13 protein-coding genes and 3 pseudogenes are annotated in these 19,261 nt (G+C 48.2%); 11 read left to right on the plus strand and 5 right to left on the minus strand.

The features are described from left to right. Position 1: 1 nt before the first annotated feature. Positions 2 to 1,456, plus strand: a complete 1,455-nt coding sequence (locus tag BMZ79_RS26005; RefSeq protein ID WP_090645949.1) for a sulfatase family protein — start codon at positions 2 to 4, stop codon at positions 1,454 to 1,456. A 173-nt stretch (positions 1,457 to 1,629) separates the two neighbouring features. After that, complete coding sequence (locus BMZ79_RS26010; RefSeq protein ID WP_090645952.1) at positions 1,630 to 2,640, plus strand: LacI family DNA-binding transcriptional regulator; 1,011 nt, start codon at positions 1,630 to 1,632, stop codon at positions 2,638 to 2,640. Between the two features lie 583 nt (positions 2,641 to 3,223). Here the strand turns inward: BMZ79_RS26010 and BMZ79_RS26020 are convergent. Further along, positions 3,224 to 4,984: a cache domain-containing sensor histidine kinase gene (locus BMZ79_RS26020; protein ID WP_090645957.1), complete on the minus strand. Its 1,761-nt coding sequence runs from the start codon at positions 4,982 to 4,984 to the stop codon at positions 3,224 to 3,226. Beyond that, positions 4,981 to 6,564, minus strand: a complete 1,584-nt coding sequence (locus BMZ79_RS26025) for a response regulator (protein WP_090645960.1) — start codon at positions 6,562 to 6,564, stop codon at positions 4,981 to 4,983. The genes BMZ79_RS26020 and BMZ79_RS26025 overlap by 4 nt, the downstream gene beginning before the upstream one ends. Positions 6,565 to 6,793: 229 nt before the next feature. Between BMZ79_RS26025 and BMZ79_RS26030 the strand changes: the two genes are divergently transcribed. The 5 genes from BMZ79_RS26030 to BMZ79_RS26050 all read left to right on the plus strand — a co-directional run bounded on the left by BMZ79_RS26030 (position 6,794) and on the right by BMZ79_RS26050 (position 15,105). Beyond that, positions 6,794 to 7,762 carry an ABC transporter permease gene (locus BMZ79_RS26030; RefSeq protein ID WP_090645963.1) on the plus strand — a complete coding sequence of 323 codons (969 nt, stop codon included), beginning with the start codon at positions 6,794 to 6,796 and terminating at the stop codon, positions 7,760 to 7,762. Between the two features lie 29 nt (positions 7,763 to 7,791). Continuing rightward, complete coding sequence (locus BMZ79_RS26035) at positions 7,792 to 8,733, plus strand: carbohydrate ABC transporter permease (RefSeq protein WP_090645967.1); 942 nt, start codon at positions 7,792 to 7,794, stop codon at positions 8,731 to 8,733. A 101-nt stretch (positions 8,734 to 8,834) separates the two neighbouring features. Continuing rightward, positions 8,835 to 10,490: an extracellular solute-binding protein gene (locus tag BMZ79_RS26040; protein ID WP_090645968.1), complete on the plus strand. Its 1,656-nt coding sequence runs from the start codon at positions 8,835 to 8,837 to the stop codon at positions 10,488 to 10,490. A 116-nt stretch (positions 10,491 to 10,606) separates the two neighbouring features. Further along, positions 10,607 to 13,162 carry a glycoside hydrolase family 97 N-terminal domain-containing protein gene (locus BMZ79_RS26045; protein ID WP_090645970.1) on the plus strand — a complete coding sequence of 852 codons (2,556 nt, stop codon included), beginning with the start codon at positions 10,607 to 10,609 and terminating at the stop codon, positions 13,160 to 13,162. 203 nt (positions 13,163 to 13,365) lie between these two features. Beyond that, complete coding sequence (locus BMZ79_RS26050; RefSeq protein WP_090645973.1) at positions 13,366 to 15,105, plus strand: ABC-F family ATP-binding cassette domain-containing protein; 1,740 nt, start codon at positions 13,366 to 13,368, stop codon at positions 15,103 to 15,105. 67 nt (positions 15,106 to 15,172) lie between these two features. Here BMZ79_RS26050 and BMZ79_RS26055 read toward each other — a convergent pair whose 3' ends face one another. After that, positions 15,173 to 15,376 carry a hypothetical protein gene (locus BMZ79_RS26055; protein WP_090645975.1) on the minus strand — a complete coding sequence of 68 codons (204 nt, stop codon included), beginning with the start codon at positions 15,374 to 15,376 and terminating at the stop codon, positions 15,173 to 15,175. A 265-nt stretch (positions 15,377 to 15,641) separates the two neighbouring features. Next, a pseudogene (locus tag BMZ79_RS26060) lies at positions 15,642 to 16,080 on the minus strand (Lrp/AsnC family transcriptional regulator). A 192-nt stretch (positions 16,081 to 16,272) separates the two neighbouring features. Here BMZ79_RS26060 and BMZ79_RS26065 point away from each other — a divergent pair. From BMZ79_RS26065 to BMZ79_RS34830, 3 genes are all read left to right on the plus strand, one after another. Further along, on the plus strand, positions 16,273 to 16,605 hold the full coding sequence (locus tag BMZ79_RS26065; RefSeq protein WP_090645979.1) for a thioredoxin family protein: 333 nt from the start codon (positions 16,273 to 16,275) through the stop codon (positions 16,603 to 16,605). A 134-nt stretch (positions 16,606 to 16,739) separates the two neighbouring features. Continuing rightward, positions 16,740 to 17,672 carry a hypothetical protein gene (locus tag BMZ79_RS26070; RefSeq protein WP_090645981.1) on the plus strand — a complete coding sequence of 311 codons (933 nt, stop codon included), beginning with the start codon at positions 16,740 to 16,742 and terminating at the stop codon, positions 17,670 to 17,672. A gap of 44 nt (positions 17,673 to 17,716) precedes the next feature. Further along, complete coding sequence (locus BMZ79_RS34830; RefSeq protein ID WP_218154797.1) at positions 17,717 to 17,893, plus strand: hypothetical protein; 177 nt, start codon at positions 17,717 to 17,719, stop codon at positions 17,891 to 17,893. Between the two features lie 127 nt (positions 17,894 to 18,020). Here the strand turns inward: BMZ79_RS34830 and BMZ79_RS35360 are convergent. Then, positions 18,021 to 18,507: pseudogene (locus BMZ79_RS35360) on the minus strand (MFS transporter); the annotation flags it as partial. A gap of 548 nt (positions 18,508 to 19,055) precedes the next feature. On the opposite strand from BMZ79_RS35360, the pseudogene BMZ79_RS34835 reads away from it, so the two are divergent. Then, a pseudogene (locus tag BMZ79_RS34835) lies at positions 19,056 to 19,261 on the plus strand (hypothetical protein); the annotation flags it as partial.

Raw genomic sequence — 19,261 nt, forward strand, 5'->3', positions numbered from 1 at the left:
GATGAACCGGAAACCGAATCTGATCCTTATTATGTGTGACCAATTGCGCTACGACGTGCTGGGTTGCTACGGCAGCGAGTTTGTAAAGACACCGAATATCGACCGGCTGGCTCGGATGGGGGTCGTCTTCGATCAGGCTTATAGCCAGACGCCTGTGTGCGTGCCTGCGCGGCACGGCTTGATCTCCGGGCTTAATCCGTTCGAAATCGGTCTACTTAAGAACGAAGGCTTGTCCAGGAAGATTGAAGCTCCGTTGCCGGAGCTGATCCGCCAGCAGGGCTACCACACGTGTGCGGTCGGGAAAATGCATTTTCACCCGGCGCGTCGGCATTACGGCTTTAATCGGATGCTGTTGTCGGAGGAGGTCCCATCTCACTTCGACGACGACGAATATCTGCAATTTCTACGGGCGCAAGGTTACGGTCATGTGCTCGAACCGCATGGCAAACGAAGCGAGCTTTATTACGTTCCGCAAATCTCTGAGCTGCCCGAGCATCTGCATACTAGCGCCTGGACGGCGGATACGACATGCCGCGTCATCCGGCAGAACCGCAACCGGCCGTTTTTCCTGTTCGCTTCGTTTATTAAGCCGCATCCGCCGTTCGACCCATGCGTGCCATACGATACGATGTACGCGCCGGATCAAGTGCCGCCGCCCAAGCGCCGGGAGCATGAACGGACGTCTGACGACGCCTGGATTGAAGTCATGAACGACTACAAGGTGAACGGAATCGACAGCCTCAGCCGCGAGGACGAGCTGAAGATGCGGGCCTATTATTACGGCTGCGTATCCCAGATGGATAAGCAGCTCGGTAAAATTCTGGATACGCTGGAGTCGTGCGGTCTGATCGACGACACGCTGATCGTGTTCACGGCGGATCACGGGGAAATGCTGGGCGATCATTATTCGTATGGCAAGCGTACCTATTATGAGATGTCGGCCAAGGTGCCGCTGATTGTCAGTTGGCCGCGGGCGCTTCCGCAAGGAGAGCGGCGGGATCAGTTTGCTTTGCTGCAGGATATTTACGCCACCTTCATCAGCGCCGCTGGGGGAGAGGTGCCGGCCGCTTCCTCGGGTGTGAATTTGCTGCCTGCGGCGGGATGGCCGGAACAACCTACTCGCGAGAAAATTTTCGCGGAGATCGGCAGAGGCCGGTTGTTTAAGACGATGCTGCGCTGGGATCGGTACAAATACATTTACCATGCCAACGGCGGTAAGGAGAACTTGTTCGATCTGCTGGAAGATCCGGACGAGTTCAACGACATCTCGGCGCAGTATCCGGAGCTGTGTCGCAGCTGCCGGGAGCAGTTAGAAGCGCATTACCGCGCTTACGGACTAGAGGAAGCGCTGAATAGCGACGGCCTGGTATACTATGAGGAGGCTGAACACGTGCCGCGAGGCTTTCTCGACCAATCACCTAAATGGCCATCGACGGTTATCGAGGAAAAGGAATAGTCGGTATCGGGAGAAGGTAAGCCTGGATCGGGTCAATTTGCATAACTATCGTATCCAAAACGTTGTAACCTTTTCGGTGGACTGTTATTGTTTCTGGTGTGGTAATATTAGGACGTCCTAGAGGCATCTTGAATCAAATTCGAATTTTGTCCGGAAAGGGGGCGGGGAAGCAATTGGAGACGAAATCTAAAGTAACCATCGATGACGTCGCTAGAAAGGCGGGGGTTTCCAAATCTACTGTTTCTCGAATTATTAATAATATTTCCGGTGTTAAACCTCATACCAAATTAAAGGTGAACCGGGTGATCGAAGAACTCGGCTTTACGCCCAATATCACGGCGCGAAGCTTAAAGACCAAACTGAGCCGGCAAATTGCGTTAGCCATTGACGATATCCGCAACCCGTATTACCCGGAGCTTGCTTGGGCCGCCGAACAAGTGGCGAAGGAAAATAATTTTCGGTTGGTTTTAATCAATCACTATGGGAATCCGTCCGAAGAGATTGCGGTCATTAAGGAAGCAAGCGATATGCGTGTGGATGGTATCGTGCTGCTTTCAATCAGCCATCCCAAAACGTTAGCAAAGGTGATAAAAGAATCAGCCGTCCCCGTTGCTTTAATTGGAAATTACGCAGAAGATATTTCTGCAGACTGGGTCGGACTTAGAGAAAACGAAGGCTATTTAGCGATGGATCATCTGATTCGCATCGGCAGAAGACGGATTGCGTATGCGGGTAACACAACGCTGCATCGCGGAGCGCGGTATTCGGCTTATGTGCAATCGCTAGCCTCTCATTTTATGGAGTTCGACAGTTCCTTCGTGTATAACGGCGAACGGCTGGCGATTGATACAGGCTTAGAAGCGGCTCGTTATTTCTACAATTTAAATGAAAAACCGGATGCGGTGTTCGCCGCCAATGATCTCGTGGCCATCGGAGTCGCTCAAGGTCTAATCAGTCTTGGTTTGCGCGTGCCCGAGGATGTGGCTGTAGTCGGCATCGACAATATCCCATGGTGTACGTTAACTACCCCAAAACTAAGTTCAGTTTCAAATCTAGTGGCGGAAATGGGTCGTATTGCAGTGGAGAAGCTGATACTTCGTATCGGTGATGAGTCAAAAGCCTTAGAAAGAATCGTCTTGGAACCTCGGTTGATTGTCAGAGAATCGACCGTTAAGCAGATGTAAAGGTACTATTTCGTTCTGGTCCCCGAGTTTTTTCCGAATTACTCTGGTTTATTTACGTTCAGGTAGATGGCATTCTTCAGGATGTTCCACTAAATCAAATGTCGGCTGGGTTGGTTATGCATTGAGATCGTACTGTTGCAAATTTGAGAGCGAACGGACATTAAAATCAAACGATCACAGGATGACAGCCGGACAGATGCGATCGTCTGTGGTTATTAACATACTCGAACGATGCCGCAACATTTGAACGAATACTATTTTTAACATCCTCGCCCCCGACGATGTGGTTTGCTGCGTGCCGGCATCAATCGCGAAAGCCGAAGGAACGTTCGTAAGGATCATGATCAATACCAGTAGGAAACTGACTACTGTCTTAAAAGACATTATTTTCCCTCCTCGATTATTCGCCCATCATCTGCGAATGCCCGCCCAATAGCGTCATAGCATCGGTCTGCAGGAAATTAAAAGTGCAGGCTTGTTTTGCAAAGGCCGGTTGGGCAAACGCTTTCATTTTATACCCCTCCTTTTCACGCTAGGACCGATCGCTGACTCCATTATCGAGGGAATGGAGAGCGATAATCTATCACAATATCTTTTGAATTCTATCGGAAAGTTGTAACGGCAGCATGATAGTAATTTTCGTGCCGCTTGCGACTTCACTGCGAATGGTTACCCCGTAGTTTTGTCCGTAAGCGAGCTGCACGCGTTCATGAACGTTTTTTATCCCATACCCGGCTTTCGATTTTTTGGATAACAGCGTTCTTACTTGATCGGGAGGCATACCGCAGCCATCGTCTTCGATTTCAAGCAAGAGCGTTGGAACGCCGGCATGTACGGACTGATACACCCGAATGGTAATGTTCAAGCAGGTATGATCTTCGTCTATGGCGTGATTAATGGCATTTTCCACAAAAGGCTGCAGCAACAATTTTAACGTTTCATGGGATGCCAAGTCGGGGTCGACTTCCCAGTGTTCGATAAAGCTGTCGTCAAAGCGCATATGCTGGATGGCCAGATAGTGTTTGGTAAGGGCAAGTTCTTTTTCGAGCGTAATGAATTGATGCCCCATATTCAGCGAGACTTGATAGAATCTTGCGAGATGGTTCACGATTTTGCTGACTTCCACATCGCTGTTTTGGATGGCCAGAGAGGAAATGCCCGACAGCGTATTATACAGAAAATGCGGATTGATCTGACTTTGCAGGGCATAAAGTTCCGCGTCACGCTTGGCGAGTTCCTTGACGTACAGCGTATCGATCAACTCCTTGAGACGGGCGCTCATCTTATTGAAAGCCGTGCCTAATTGACCGATTTCGTCCTTGCTAAAATCATCGGGCAAGATGATGAAATTTCCTTGCTCTACTTTCAAAGCTTGACGGTTTAACTTGCGCAGGCGGCGCGAAAAATAGTTGGCGATGACCACGATCATTAAGAGGGACAGGCCGAGACTAAAAAGCGCAATGACGACGATTTGCATGGCCGTCTTACGAGATGAACGCATGATTTCGTCGATTGGCGTGAGGGAAACCGTTTTCCAACCATGCTGCATGGTGTTATACACCAGCAAATTGGGCTGTCCGTTTATGGTGACGACTTTTTGATTGCTGGACAAGTCGGGGCCGATCGCTTCGCTGAACGGCAGGTTTAAGAGCGATTTATCGGATGCGGAGATGATTTGATTGTTTTCATTGAGCAAGTAGACGCTTTTGTTTTGCTCTTCTTTCTCGATTAACCGGTAAAGCAGTTCTTCGTTGAGACCGATCGTCAACATCCCGTAATGTTGGTTTTGATTGTTATAGTTGAGAATTCGCCCTAGATAAATCACGTTTTTTCCTTTTTTGTCCTGGATCACGTTGCTGAATATATTGTTGCCGTAGGTTTGTTGCAGTTGAACGAGATACTGAATCGGCAGATTCTCGGGGGTGATATGTTTGAGAAACAGACCATCCTCCGGAAGCGATTCATTGTATACATAAAGGTTGATGCTAGCGAGGTTGTTGTTCGCGGTCAGCATGCTGTATAAGAGGCCATCGATATATCGGTAGGCTTCCACGGTAGAATAATCGGACGTGTAGGTTTGCGTCAGATAAACCTGCAAAGGTTCATCCGTGTAAACGAGCGATGAAATTTGGCGAAGACTATCCAATTGCGCATTGACGTTGCTGTTGATTTGCTGGTTGCTGCTGGACATATTTTCGTAGGTCAATTCCAACAGCCGTTGCTCCGTACGATCGTAGAAGAACACCGTAATGAATAATAGAGGGGTTATCGTGACCGTAAGAAACATGAGCAGCAGCTTCTGCAACAGAGATAAATTTTGGAAAAGCCTTTTCGGCGTACTCATGGCTGGGATCCCTTTTTCGCGTGCGTACGGTATTGATTAGGCGTGAGCCCCGTGCGTTTGAAAAAGGTCGAGCCGAAATAAGAGGGGCTTTCGAAGCCGACTCGTTTGGCAATCTCATGAATCCTGATATTCGTTTCCTGCAGCAAGATGCAAGCGTTATCCATGCGGATCTGAGTGACGTATTCCAGCAAGGTTTTTCCGGTAATATCCTTGAAAATCGTGCGGAGGTAGTTAGGTGAAAGAAAGATAAGCTCCGCCAGCTCATCCACCGAAATAACCTGTCCATAATTTTTTCGAATGAGGCTGCACACTTCATTGACGATCTCGATATGCCGGTCGACGGGAGAGGCCTGCAGTTCGTCCATCATCAGGTTTAGGATTTGCCGCATATGCGTTTTCATGGATTGCATGCTTTCCATCAGGGAAAGGCGTCCGAGAAACTTGGCGTCTTTTTCGATCATTTCTTGCAAATGGCGGTTGTTGGCCCCCGTCGCCGACAGCACGGCGTCAAACACCGAAATGGTCTCTACAAAAACTTGGCTGACATTTCCGGGGGGCAGACCGCCATCGTAAAAATCATGGAGCCATGCTTCGACTTGGTCTCTGCGGTTTTGCTGTACGGCGGCAATCAGGTGCTTGGTTTGGGGAAAGGGTTCCTTGCGCCAGGTAACGTTCATGTTCTCCCAGCTGTCGTTCATCAATCCCGTGCCGTGGGTCGCAACCAGATAATTGCGTATTTTCAGCATATGTGGCCATTTTTTCGTAAAGGAAAGCAGGGTTTGCGGGGAGTTTGTCAGGAAAAGGGAGATCCAACGCCCGGCATGCTCGGACTGATTCCGCCAATGCGTAAACGCGGTACTGTCCGCCTCCTGCGTGACGAAGATCCATTGGCCGTCGCGCAGCTTGGTCAGCACGCCGGGAATACAGCTGGGCAAGCCGGCGATGAAAAATTCCAATCTTTCCGCGGTGGAAAAATCACCGGGAGGCGCATCGATAGCAAGCGGATTCTCGGCCAACAGCGCATGCTCGTCCATGCTGACAAATACGAAGTAGAAGGTTTTGTTCTCGGCGGGAAGATGTAGATAGCGGTTGTAGATAGACGTCACTTCATCCGCTAAGCCGGAGAGCAGATTGCCGCCGATCTGGAGAAGTTCGCGCATATATTCGCCAGCGGTGATCACGGTGGAGTTGAGACGGTTTTTCTGCTCTTCGCAACGTTGATGGACCATCTTCATCGTGGCAGCCAGTTCCTCGTTGTCGACCGGTTTCAGCAAATAGCCGCAGGCGCCATGCTGCAGCGCGGCGCAAGCGTATTCAAATTCATTGTATCCGCTGAGAAATACGATCTGAATCGCAGGAAAGCGAGCATGTACTTGTTTACAGAGCTCGATGCCGTCCATGACGGGCATTTTGATGTCGGTCATGAGAATATCCGGTTGGAGGGCTTCGATCTTATTCAATGCATCTCGTCCATTGTTCGCAGTAGCAATGACGCGGCAGGACATTCGTTCCCATTCGATATAATTGGCAAGGGTATCCAAGGTGAGCCGTTCGTCATCCACTATGATTATCGTGTACATGCATTGAGCCTCCGCGGATATAGTTTCGTTATCGCACGATAATTCCGATACTTAGAACAAAGTATAAATTCGCGTATATGGACTGTCAATTAGAATAGCTTCCGTCAAACGGACAAAACGAAAGTTCGTTTTTTTCAAATATAAATCGGAATATCGAGAGATAGCGAAAGCATGCGGGATACCCTAAGATGAACTCATAAACCTAATTTGGATATGAGGAGTCGGGAGAATGGAATGCGATGTCGATGGAAGCAACGAGAAAACACCGCTGCTGAAATATCCCACCATAAAAAGAATGCTTCGGCAGCGATTTTTGTTTTTGCTTTTGATTCCGGGCGTTATATGGGCCGTGTTGTTTGCTTATGCGCCTATGGCTGGTTTGTACATGGCGTTTATCGACTACAAACCTACCTTGGGGGATTTCTGGGGCTCTCTTTTTAAAGCGAAGTTCGTGGGATTTCAGTGGTTCGAGTACTTCTTCTCTGGGCAAGATTTCGTGCGCGTGATGCGCAATACGTTGGTATCGAGCGTGTTAACGCTGTCCATAGGATTTATGGTTCCGATCGTGATTGCCATCACGTTGAACGAAGTGAGAACAAATTGGTTCAAACGGACGGTACAAACAGCCTCCTATATGCCGTTTTTTATTTCATGGGTTGTTGCCGCGAGCATCGTCATTACTTTTTTGTCGGCTGAGGGGCCGATAAATCAATTGTTGATTAAACTCGGCTTCGTCGAACAAGGCGTTCTGTTCATGCAGGAAGGAAAGTTGTTCTGGATCGTCATTGCTTTGTCTAATGCGTGGAAAGAAATGGGATATAATTCCATTATGTATTTGGCGGCCATCGCGGCCATTCCGACGGAGCTATTCGAAGCGGCAAAAGTGGACGGCGCCGGTCGTTTGAAGCAAATCTGGCATGTTTTACTGCCGATGCTGCGGCCGACGATTATTATTCTTCTGATTTTAAACATCGGCAACTTGCTGAATACCGGATTCGATCAATATTTCTTACTGGGCAATTCGCTGAACAGGTCGTATTCCGACGTGATCGATACCTATGCGTTCCGGTACGGCATTCAGAATGGCATGTTCTCGTTTGCGACTGCCGTCAGCATGTTCAAATCGGTCGTAGCGTTTATCTTGGTGCTCTCGGTCAACAGTTTATCTAAAAAAATGAGCGGAACGCGACTGTTCTAGGCTGGATAGGCAGCAGGAAGGAGCAAGAGATGGAAAACGAAGTTGCACGGGTGAACAAGTCTAGCGCAATAAGTAACCGGTTACAACGTTATACGCCGGCGGCGATTGCGGGAAATCTATTCGTTTACGGATTTTTGATCTGCTTGTTTATCATTACGTTCTTTCCGTTCTGGCATATTTTCGTGTTATCCCTGAACGATGCGTCCGACCCTACGTACGGACGATTTATGCTGTGGCCGAATGAATTCAGTCTGGACAGTTACAAAACCGTTCTGAAGGATTCGGAAATTCTGAGTTCCATCCTGGTGACGGTCGGTCGAACGGTCATTGGCGTACCGCTTACGCTGGCTTGCATCTCGATGCTGGCTTATGCGCTTAGTAAGAGAGATCTCGTGGGCTGGCGCGGAATCAACTTGTTTTTTATATTCACGATGTACTTCGGCGGCGGGTTGATTCCCACCTATATGATCGTGCGCAGCTTTAATCTCATCGACAGCTTTTGGGTGTTCATTTTCCCCGGGGTGATAAGCGTGTTTTGGATGATATTGGTTCGTACCTACATGGAGGGCTTGCCCAAGGAAATGGAGGAGGCGGCACAAATGGAAGGCGCAAACGATATTCAGATTTTCGTGAAAGTCATTCTGCCCGTGTGCACGCCGGTGATCGCGACCATCGCCTTGTTTTCGGCCATTAGCCATTGGAATGCCTGGTACGACTCTTATATTTATACCTACGCCGCTTCTTTGAAGACATTGTCGGCCGTGTTGGTGAAAATTCTGAATCAGTACCAGACGAACGATATGTTGAACGAGGCGCAGCAGCTTGCCAATGAACAGCGGAAAATGCCGGTTTCCAGCGAGACGATCCGGATGGCCGTGACCATGGTAGCCACGCTGCCGATCATTCTTTTATATCCGTTGCTGCAAAAATATTTTCTAAAAGGGATGCTTATCGGGTCCGTGAAAGGCTAAGACGACGAATCCTAAAATGTATTTTCGCCATCTTTCCGAAGCTTCGTCCGGTCGGACGGTGGTTAAAATAAAGGCTATTTCATTCCATGAGGGGGATCTCAATGAAAAAAAGACTCATCTTGGCAGGGGTAATTGCAAGCGTTATGCTCTTGAGCGCGTGCAGTTCAGGAAACAAAAATGCGGTCAATAACGCATCCGAAGCCGAAAAATCGAACAAACCCGCGAACGAAGCAGCAAGCGAGCCAGTGAAAGAAACGCCGAAGAAGCCCATTACGTTGACCTTGTTCGACAAAAACGTGGGCGATCCGTTTACTAACCCCGTAGCGAAGGAGATCACGGAACGTACGGGCGTGTTTATCGAGATCCAGCAGCCCACCGGCAATCCGGACGAAAAACTGAATTTGATGCTGGTCAGCGGGGATTTGCCCGATATTGCCCTGATTGACAGACGCGAAGCTACCTTGAACAAATACATTGCCGGCGGAGCCTTGATTCCGCTGAACGATTTAATCGACAAGTATGCTCCGAATATCAAGAAGCGCTACGGCGACGTGCTATCCAAAAGCGTGTACGAGGATGGCAAGAATTATTATTTGAACAACTGGTACGGATTGGATCCGGATCCGAACTGGGCAATCAGCATGCGCATGGATGTCCTGGAAGAGTTCGGCTACGGCGAACGCGCCAAGGCCGGGGACTCCTTTACGCAGGAAGAATTCCTGGATCTGCTGAGAAAGTTCAAGGCGAAATACCCCGACGTAGACGGAAAACCTTCCATACCGATGACCGTGAACGCGGATCAAATGCCCGCCATTATCGGTTCATTCAAGGCGATGTACGGAATGAAAACGTATTATGAGCATGATGGCCGTCTTGAATTCATCGTCAGAGATCCCCGTTACTTGGAAATGATCAAATTCATGAACCAGCTCTACACGGAAGGCTTGCTCGACCGCGAGTGGGGAATCAATAAAGCGCAAAATTTCGAACAGAAAACGGCCAGCGGACGCGTTTTTGCAACGGGCGGCGGTATCGTGAACGAAGCCAACAGCGCATTCCGCACGCAATACGGCAAGGATACGAATCATCTGTTCTACGCGTTCAAAGTAACGGCTCCGGGCGTCGATCCGGACAAGACAACCTACGGGCCTCGTAGTTCTCTGGGTTGGGACGGCGTCGGCATTACGGTAGCGAATAAGCATCCGGAAGAAACGATCAAATTCTTGGACTTCCTGGCCAGCGAAGAAGGCCAATATTTGCTGATGTGGGGCAAAGAAGGCATGAACTGGAATATGGAGAACGGCGTTCATAAACCGACGCAGGAAGCGTTGGACGCGATTAGCAAGGATTGGGCGGAGTTCTCGAAAACGACGGGCGCGCGCAAGTGGACCTGGATGATTCGCAATGGATTGGGCGAAGACGGCACGCCTTATGACTTAATGTTCCGTTACAACAGGGATAACGTGAATCAGCATGCATTGAAATCCATGGCAGGTTCCACGTGGGATACCGCGCTATACGATGATCTCGGTCCAAAGAGCGGCACGCCTGACGCCTTGAGCGAGCAAAAAATCAAGGATATTATGGACAGCAGCTTCTCCGCGATGGTGTATGCAAAATCGAATGATGAAATCGATGGCATGTACAAAAAAATGATTGCCGAAATCGATGCGAACAGCGCAGTGAAAATCGAAGATATCTACTCGAATAACTATAAGACGCGTATGGAACTGTACAAGACTGCCGAAAGCAAATAAGCATCTCGCCATACCGAAGAACATCGCTTTTATGACGGGGCAGCGTGCGACAATTCGCACCCTGCCCCGTCATTCCGAGTGCGTGAAATTCTTTTCAAGGACAGGAGATCGTATCTATGTGGAAACTGTATTCGCCTCATCATGCTGTCTGCATCACGATTGTGGAAGATTCGGAAAAAGCGTTACGGTACGCCGTCGAGCGCAATGGCAAAGCCGTCATCGAGCAAAGCAAGCTCGGGTTCGAAAGCGATTTGGGCAATTTCACGAAAGGCTTTCGTTTCATAACGGAGACTCGCGCTACCGTGGACGAGACCTATTCGATACCCGCGGGGAAAAAAGCCGTTTACGGGAATCACGCGAATGAAATGACGTTATGGTTCGAATGCGGAGCGTATACGTTCGTGCTGGTTGCCCGCGCGTATGACGACGGGGCTGCTTTCCGCTATCAAGTACTGTCCGATGCAGAAGAACCTATGCAAGTCATGCGCGAGGCAACCGATTTTAATCTGGCGGAGACCTACGGCGATTTGTGGCTGCAGCAGTTGAATAGCAGCTATGAAGCAACGTATGACCATACCGGATGGGAAGACAAAGCGGGCAGGGACTACGGAATGCCGAGCTTGTTCCATGCCGACAACGGCGGTTGGGTCATGCTTACGGAAGCACAGGTGTATAACACGCACGGCAGCTATTGTTCTTGTCACTTGCGCGGAGCCGGAGAACGCAAGATGTCTTTGGAGTTCGCCCCGGAAGAACTGGGAAAGCCGCTCTCCTGCAAGCTGCCGTTCTTCTCTCCTTGGCGCGTCATCGTGGCGACGGACGATTTGAACGAATTGGTGAACACGACAATCAACTATAACTTGAATCCGCCTTCCGCAATGGAAGACACGAGCTGGATCAAACCGGGGCGTTGTTTATGGGGTTGGTGGGAATACATGAACAGCGCGCAGCTGTACACGGAGCAAAAACGTTACGTGGATTATGCGGCAGGGGTCGGATTCGAAGGACTCACCGTGGACGCGGACTGGGATATGACGTGGTTGAAACAGTTGTGCGATTATGCCCATTCGAAAGGGATCGTCGTATGGCTGTGGAGCGCCATGCAGTATATCGATACGCCCGAGAAAGCACGGGAGAAGATTCCGCTCTGGGCGAGCTGCGGGGTAGACGGACTCAAGGTGGACTTCTTCCAGAACGATTCCCAGCACACGATGTGGCAATACGAGATGATTGCCGATATGATGACCGAGCATCGGTTGATGATCAATTTCCATGGGGCAACCAAATGCATGGGCGAAGGACGCACGTGGCCGAATTTTCTGACGGCGGAAGGCATATTGGGACTTGAACACCATATGTGGAGCGACTTGCCGAACGCCGAGCACAATTGTACGGTTCCGTTTACGCGCAACGTGGTCGGTCCGATGGATTATACGCCGACCGGATTCTCGAACAAGAACCGCAATACGACGTTAGCGCATCAGATGGCGCTTTCGGTTGTATTTGAATCGGGCGCTGCGCACATTGCCGCTTCCATTTATTATCTGGAAGCGTGGCGAGGGACGGATTTCCTGCGCCGCATGAAGCCCGTCTACGATGAAGTCAAGGTGCTGTCCGGATTTCCGGGTCATCATGCCGCCATTATGCGCCGCTCGGGAGAAGAATGGCTGATCGGCTGCATCACGAACGAAGCGATGATCGTGCGCCTGCAAATGGATTTTCTGCCCGAGGGCGAATTCGCGGCCGAAGTTTACGAGGACGATTCCAGCGGCGAAATGATGAAAGTAAGACGCTGCCAAGTAACGCGCGACACCATGATCGAACTTCCGCTGAAGAAAAGCGGAGGCGCCGGGATTTATATCGCCCAAGAGATGTTGCCATTGCCAAGAGGGATTGAATCCGGCTATATGAGCGATGCAAGATCGGAGTATCCGGCGGTAGAGGCACAAACGCGGCAAGGGGCCGAACCTGTCGTCTATGAAAACGAACAGCAAGCCGTATTGCTGAATCGGAACGGCCGTCTCGTGTTCTCCGTGAAAACAACGGCCGAGCCGCAAACCATCAGGCTGTTCTACGCGTCCAAAGAACCTTGGAAGGTGCGGATTAGCGACGGAGTCAACCAAGTGGAAAAGGAAATGCCGCAAAGCGGGTCCGTGAAGATATTTAGGACGATAGACGTGGTATTTCCCTTCTCGGGCGGCGAGAACGCATTGTCCATCGAACGGATCGAAGGATCCGTGCCCGCGTTGGAAAAAATCCATCTTATCGCTAACAAACCGCCGCAAGAATTGTATGTTCCCGTTGGACAAGGCATCTTGAGCGGCGGCGCGGAATTCGTCGTGGATGCGTCGGGCGGAGAAAAGGTTACGGGCCTTGGCAATGGGGGCGAGATTAAATTCGACGCGATCCTGCTGCCGAAGGACGGCTATTATCTGATGCGCTTCGACTATTGCGCGGGGGAAAGCAGAGACCTCAGCGTCGAAGTGAACGGAGCCCATGCGTACAGAACGAATTTGCACACCACGGACGGCTGGGATTTCCCGACTTGGAGCATCATCGATCAGCGGGAGATCCGCATCCGGTTGCAGGCGGGCAGCAATGCATTGCGTCTATACAATGATGAAGGCCGGGCAGTCCATATCTACGGCTTTGCGCTTACGGCAGATGAATAAGAACGGATTCCGTTGAAAAGAAGGAGCTGTCGCTATCGCGATAAGCTCCTTTTTCATGCTGACCTTCGCCCCCCAAGGGATGGGAGTCGAATCCGATTGTAGTTGGTTGTAAACAGTGTTACGCTATCAACGGTGAACTTAAATCCATGCTCTGCAATACATTCGCCAATGGTCGCCATTTTAGCTCGTAAGAAAGGTCTGCTATGATAAAAGTCGATAAATTATCCTTCTCTTTTCCGCAAAAAGAACTCTATAGAAACATTAGCTTTACGTTAGAAGAGGCCCAGCATTGCGCTTTTATCGGAACAAGCGGCAGCGGGAAAAGCACGCTGATCGATATCCTGATGGATCCCGACAGCTATTTGTTCGAAGGCGTGCTGGAAATCGACCCGATTTGCAAAATCGGGCATGTCAGTCAATTCCCGCAGCTGGACAAAACGAAGGAAACCACCGTTTTTGAATATATCGCGGAAGCATTCATTAAGATTCAACATGAGATCACGGCGATTTGCACGGAAATGGAAACCGCATCGGATATGGATCCGTTATTGGAACAGTATCAACTGGCCTTAGACGCCTTGGATGCGATCGGCGGGGATGATTTTGAAAGCAGCCTGAACAAGAAGCTCAATCTGGCCAACCTTATGCGGCTGAAAGATCATCGGGTAGCCGACCTGAGCGGCGGGGAATTCAAGCTTGTTCAAGTAATGAAGGAAATGCTTCTCCGTCCGGACGTTCTGATCATGGACGAACCGGATGTCTTCCTGGACTTCGAAAACCTGAACGCGCTCAAAAAGCTGATTCATGCGCACAAAGGAATCCTGCTCGTCGTGACGCATAACCGCTATCTATTGAATCATTGCTTCAACAAAATTCTGCACCTGGAGAACACGGAGATCCAAGAGTTCGAGGGGCGCTATATCGATTATCATTTCTCCTTGCTTCAGACGAAGGTGGAGCTGCAGGAGCTCGCGGTCGCCGAGCAAGAAGAGAGCGAGCGAAACGAAAGAATTATCCATAACCTAAGAGTGATTGCAACGTATAATTCGGAAGCCTCCAGGGGGAAAGCGTTAAAAGCGAGAGTCAGGTTTCAAGAGCGATTGGAGGCGCGCAGGATCAAAGCGCCATTCGTTGCGATCAAGCAGCCGGCGATCCGTTTCGGGATGGATCATGAGATTGAGGACGGCACGGTTATCAAGGTCGGCGATTATAGCGTTGCCTTCGATGAACTGCTGTTGGAGAAGGTTGACTTTGAGCTAAAATCCACGGATAAAGTCGCCATTATCGGTCCGAACGGTACCGGCAAAACGACGTTGCTTCGAGATATCTTCACCAATCATCACGCTGCCATTACTATCCACGCCGATGCTAAAGTGGCCTATTTATCGCAGCTTCAGGGCGAAATGCTAACGGACTCCAATACCATTCTCGAAGAATTCATCGCTGCCGGGTTTAACGCGTATGATGAGATTCGATCGTACCTATTGCATTACGGCTTTGAAGGCGAAATCGTGGATCAGAAGATAGAATCGTTATCCGGCGGGGAAAAAAACATGCTGCAGTTGGCTAAAGTTTCGGCCAGCAAAGCAAACGTGTTGCTTCTCGATGAACCGACAAGCCACCTGGACACTTATTCGCAGCTCGCGCTGGAGAAAGCCGTCGCAGATTATAAAGGCGCGATTCTCATGATCTCGCATGATTTCTATTCGGTTGTAAACGGGATGGATTACGTCCTCATCATCGAAGAGAAGACGATCCGAAAAATGAGCATGCGAAAATTCAGGCAGATGATTTATGCCCGTCACTTCGATCAGGGTTATCTCGAAGCGGAACAACATAAAAAAACCGTTGAAATGAAAATCGAATTGGCTTTAAAAGAGACTGATTTCGAACGCGCAAAAACGTTGGTCGATGAGCTGGAAGCGCTGATTAAGCTGCTTTAACAGGAGATCGCATCCACGAAATCGATAAACAAAAAGAGCCTTCTTCGCCAAGCGAAGGAGGCTCTTCTCATTCATACGCGCGCATGCGCGCGATCAGGGCATCGAAATACGCGCCCATCTCGGTATCGTCTTCGTCCAACCATTTCTCGTAGAAAACCTGGTGCTTCATCGACTTGTAGAAGTCCATCAACGCCTGCTTCATCGTCATGTTCTGCAGCATGAGCCACTTCGGATCCATGAGCTTGCGGAAGACGAGGTCCACTTGGGTCAAATAAAGGCGCGACTTTTGTGAAGTAGTACGTTAAAGTATTAAAATAAATATTTATGCTGCTACTAAATCGGCTATTATTGGGATGTTTGATGTGTTAACGCAGGCGGGCATCAATGTAACGGTTCCGAATGTTCCATGTACCGAAGCATTCTTCCGAGCCTTGTCCGGAAGAAAGCTTTTTGCCGTTTACAGCGTTTTTTGATGATTTGGCTTTTTGGCCGATCGCGAATTTATATGACGACATACCTACTCGAAACCGAACACTTTAGGACTTTAACTTTTCAATTGATAGGTTAACACGATAGTGGCCATATTTTAAGATGCGGTTAAGAAGTAATTCCATTTCTTCATTTGAGGCACAGTGTGCGGTCAACAAAAAAGAGCATCCATCCCCACTGATCCGGTGTACTTCGGAAATCGCCTCTTCCGCATTGAAAAACGTATGAAATGCTGGATGATTGGCTGAATCCACAAAAACGTTAATAAATGCAGTCACAGGCTGTCCAAGTTTCGCCTTATTTGTCGCAATCGTATACTGTTCAATGATACCCAAATCCTCTAACCTTCGAATGCGATTTCCCACAGCCTGCCCGGTCATGTGTATTTCTTTACCAATATCCTTCCATTGTATTCTTGAGTTTTCCCTTAATAAAGCCAGTATCTTGAGATCCACATTATCAATCATAATTATTTAATCCTTTCATCGTGAAACTTGGAAGCAGAAAACCGTTTCATCAACTTATTCTGTTCATTAGTAATCGTCGCTATACTTAGTTATATCCTCTTACACCTACTTGTCGAGCAGCTATATTTATTTATAGCACAGAGGAGCAGGAATACAAAAGCGAGTTTAAATAAGTATCTTTGAGAAGAGGCATAAAAAGGAGGTTTGTTACATGGAAGCTATCTCTTTAATAAAAAGCAATTTTCAAGAGTATATTGATCAAGGAGTGACATTGGTCGAGTTCTGGGCACCTTCGTGTGAACACTGTAAGTTGCAATTGCCGATCATTGACGAATTGGCTGAAAAATTTAAGCATCAAGCTATAATCGCAAGGGTGAATGTCCATATTGAAAAGGAGTTGGAAGCCGAGTACGGTGTAACGAGTACCCCAACTTTGATCATATTCAAAGACGGATATCGTGTAGAGAAATTAGAAGGATTTCAAAGTCAGGACTTATTAATCCAAAAAATAAAGCTATATACATCTATAGGGGATACTTGTTAAAAATATCCTAAGACCTTCGTCGCTATACTTAGTTATTTCCTCTTACACTTAGTTGTCGAGCAGCTGCATGTAGAGAGCAAAGATATGTACCCTGTGAGGCAAAAAAATACCAAAAAAACGAAGGAGTGTAAGATATGGATTCAGCTGTTTCAAAGAAAGTAACGATTAATTCATATATCATTGCTTTTATATTTATTATCTCGATGATTACGGCTGCGGTGATGCTGAAAGATCACCAACTTATTTTGCCAGAAGCTGCTGCAATGGCGGTTGCTATGTGGGTGTATCGAGAAGCAGGATGGATCAGGCAACCTTCGAAGATTTTTCTTGCACCGTCTATCACTGGTGCCATCGGTTTCGTGGTGAATCAATTAAATATTCCTTATCTAGGAAAAGTCAGTCTGACCATCGTACTCTTGATGCTCTTTATGCGTATCATTCAATCGAACTTAGCACCGTCCATTGCAACGGGTTTACTTCCGTTGGTTGTGAATGCAAACGAATGGTCATTTATTATATCGGTTTTCATTGAAACCTTCATATTAATGCTCGGGGTTCTCGTATTTGGATTAAATAAAGGACTTGAGAAGAAAGTTAAGATACATTACAAGTATATGTTCGTTTTCTTAGTGCTGACTTTCGTGTGGATGGGGTTATGCTGGCTTGTTGGATACCAACAACTCGCAGTTATACCGCCTATTCTCGTTGTTGTGTATGAGTCACTTCAGAAGCCGATGTATAACGGAAAGATAGCTTTTAAGCAAGGGCTTGCGTTGACAATATCTGCGGCTGTCGGAACGCTATTGTACATTTCTATTGATTCGTGGATAGTGGTAACGCTGTTAGATATGATTTTGATGCTTATTCTGTTGCGTATTGTCGGCATGCGCATGCCAGCAGTGTACGGCTTTACACTGCTACCGTTTGTTTTCCCAAAAGATATTGTTACGACGTTACCATTAGTTTCATTGGTTGCATCTGTATTCCTGTTAGCTTCGGTGTTGGCGTATAAAAAATTTGAAATGAAGCGAAGGACAAAGGCAATTCAGATGCTTAATAACATGTAGTCATTCCACTTTACCCTAAATTGTTGCACAAATTCTGATACTGAATGATGGGCTTCCCATTTGGAAAGGATAAAAAAGTTCAAAATATAACCAAAGGGAAGGAATCCAAAATGAATATTATGGATGGGATGGATGCGGCAAGGTTTAAATCGGCCAACCCGCATGAAACCGAAGAGAACGATAACCCGGATAGAGGAGACGATACGACAACCTGGCGCTAGCGGTATCGGCCTTGTAGCAGCTATGCAATTACCTGCGAAAGGCGCAACAAATCGTAGGCTAGAATAAAAAAACCCTCGTTTCTCGCTGATATCGAGGGGATATCCTTTCTCTTATGAGCTTTAACTGTCAGAAATGCTTGGTCGTACGTGCTTCGCGTTTCTGAGCCTGTCGGCTTCCTGCATGCAGACAAGTCTGTGCAGCAGCGATCATGAAGAAATTATTATTCTGCAAATGAATAATCGCGTGCAGCGATATATGGTCGATAATGACACCTCCGATTCCGGCACCCGCCGCCATAGCGAACTGAAGTACGGAAGTATTCAAGCCAAGCATGATGCCAGATGCCTCCGGGGATAATGTAATCAGATAATATTGCTGGGTTGGAGCGGACGACCAGGAGAACCATATTAAGCAGCATCCCTCCGGTTAATGTCTTGCCACTCCCCATTTGTCCGTGCTGAATCCGCCTGCCTTAGAACCGATCAGACTAGCGATACCGTATGCAAACAGCGCAACGCTTACCCAGCGTTCGCTCATACCAGCAACTTCGAGCAGATAGGGGACAAAAGTAAGTAAAGGCGATGGCATAACCCAATATCCAAAAGAAGTTCTTGTCAAAACCAAATGCCAAGAACTTGATCCCATTTCCGAAATTGACAAGAACTTAATCTCATTCCCGACGGTTGGCAGGGATGACTGCAGCGATCCTAGGCAGCACAAGTGCGCCGGCCGCAATGATGAATGTCCAAGGACACAAAAGAGAGACATATTTGCGAAAAAACTTGAGAAATCAAACGTTTTTTTATTTTGCCTCTCCTCGATTACGCGCTCTCCCACGGCGTGGAGCTGAGTCCCCGTCCGTCGGAGATCCGGATGCAAGTGGGAAGACGGCCGGATGTTGCTGACGATCCGCGACAACGGCCCGGGGCATCGATCCGAAAGCGGCTGAACGGCGATGCGTACCGGATAATCCAAAGACGACAGGAAGGTTCCGTTGGCAGCATAACGGTTTTACTAAGCTTTAGTTAATCGTCCATTACGATTTTCATTTTGTAACTCAAGATGACGAAATCTGGTTTGATGGTTAAAATTACGTTTCTTTGCTAAAAATAAATTCTAGAGCTGTTCTGTTTATATTTAGCTGAAGAGGTGGATTTGTTCATGCGCGACATTCATTTGGTTCCGGTTTCCTATTTCCCATCAGAAAATCTTGAATTCCCCATGGTTGCTCACCTCCAAACCCTTACACCGAATCCATTATTTTACGTAAGAAATCATTTTGAATACCCGACAATCGATATGAACACCTGGTACCTTTCAATTGAAGAATTAGTGGATCAACCAATTAAATTTACGTATGATGATTT

Origin of the sequence: Paenibacillus sp. UNC496MF (assembly GCF_900113915.1) — a bacterium.
Taxonomy (GTDB): Bacteria; Bacillota; Bacilli; order Paenibacillales; family Paenibacillaceae; genus Paenibacillus_Z; species Paenibacillus_Z artemisiicola.

Coding starts and splice junctions, on each gene's coding strand:
- BMZ79_RS26040 (WP_090645968.1), top strand. CDS start 8,835: ATGAAAAAAAGACTCATCTTGGCAGGGGTAATTGCAAGCGTTATGCTC.
- BMZ79_RS26065 (WP_090645979.1), top strand. CDS start 16,273: ATGGAAGCTATCTCTTTAATAAAAAGCAATTTTCAAGAGTATATTGAT.
- BMZ79_RS26030 (WP_090645963.1), top strand. CDS start 6,794: ATGGAATGCGATGTCGATGGAAGCAACGAGAAAACACCGCTGCTGAAA.
- BMZ79_RS26035 (WP_090645967.1), top strand. CDS start 7,792: ATGGAAAACGAAGTTGCACGGGTGAACAAGTCTAGCGCAATAAGTAAC.
- BMZ79_RS26020 (WP_090645957.1), bottom strand. CDS start 4,984: ATGAGTACGCCGAAAAGGCTTTTCCAAAATTTATCTCTGTTGCAGAAG.
- BMZ79_RS34830 (WP_218154797.1), top strand. CDS start 17,717: ATGATGGGCTTCCCATTTGGAAAGGATAAAAAAGTTCAAAATATAACC.
- BMZ79_RS26070 (WP_090645981.1), top strand. CDS start 16,740: ATGGATTCAGCTGTTTCAAAGAAAGTAACGATTAATTCATATATCATT.
- BMZ79_RS26045 (WP_090645970.1), top strand. CDS start 10,607: ATGTGGAAACTGTATTCGCCTCATCATGCTGTCTGCATCACGATTGTG.
- BMZ79_RS26050 (WP_090645973.1), top strand. CDS start 13,366: ATGATAAAAGTCGATAAATTATCCTTCTCTTTTCCGCAAAAAGAACTC.
- BMZ79_RS26025 (WP_090645960.1), bottom strand. CDS start 6,564: ATGTACACGATAATCATAGTGGATGACGAACGGCTCACCTTGGATACC.
- BMZ79_RS26005 (WP_090645949.1), top strand. CDS start 2: ATGAACCGGAAACCGAATCTGATCCTTATTATGTGTGACCAATTGCGC.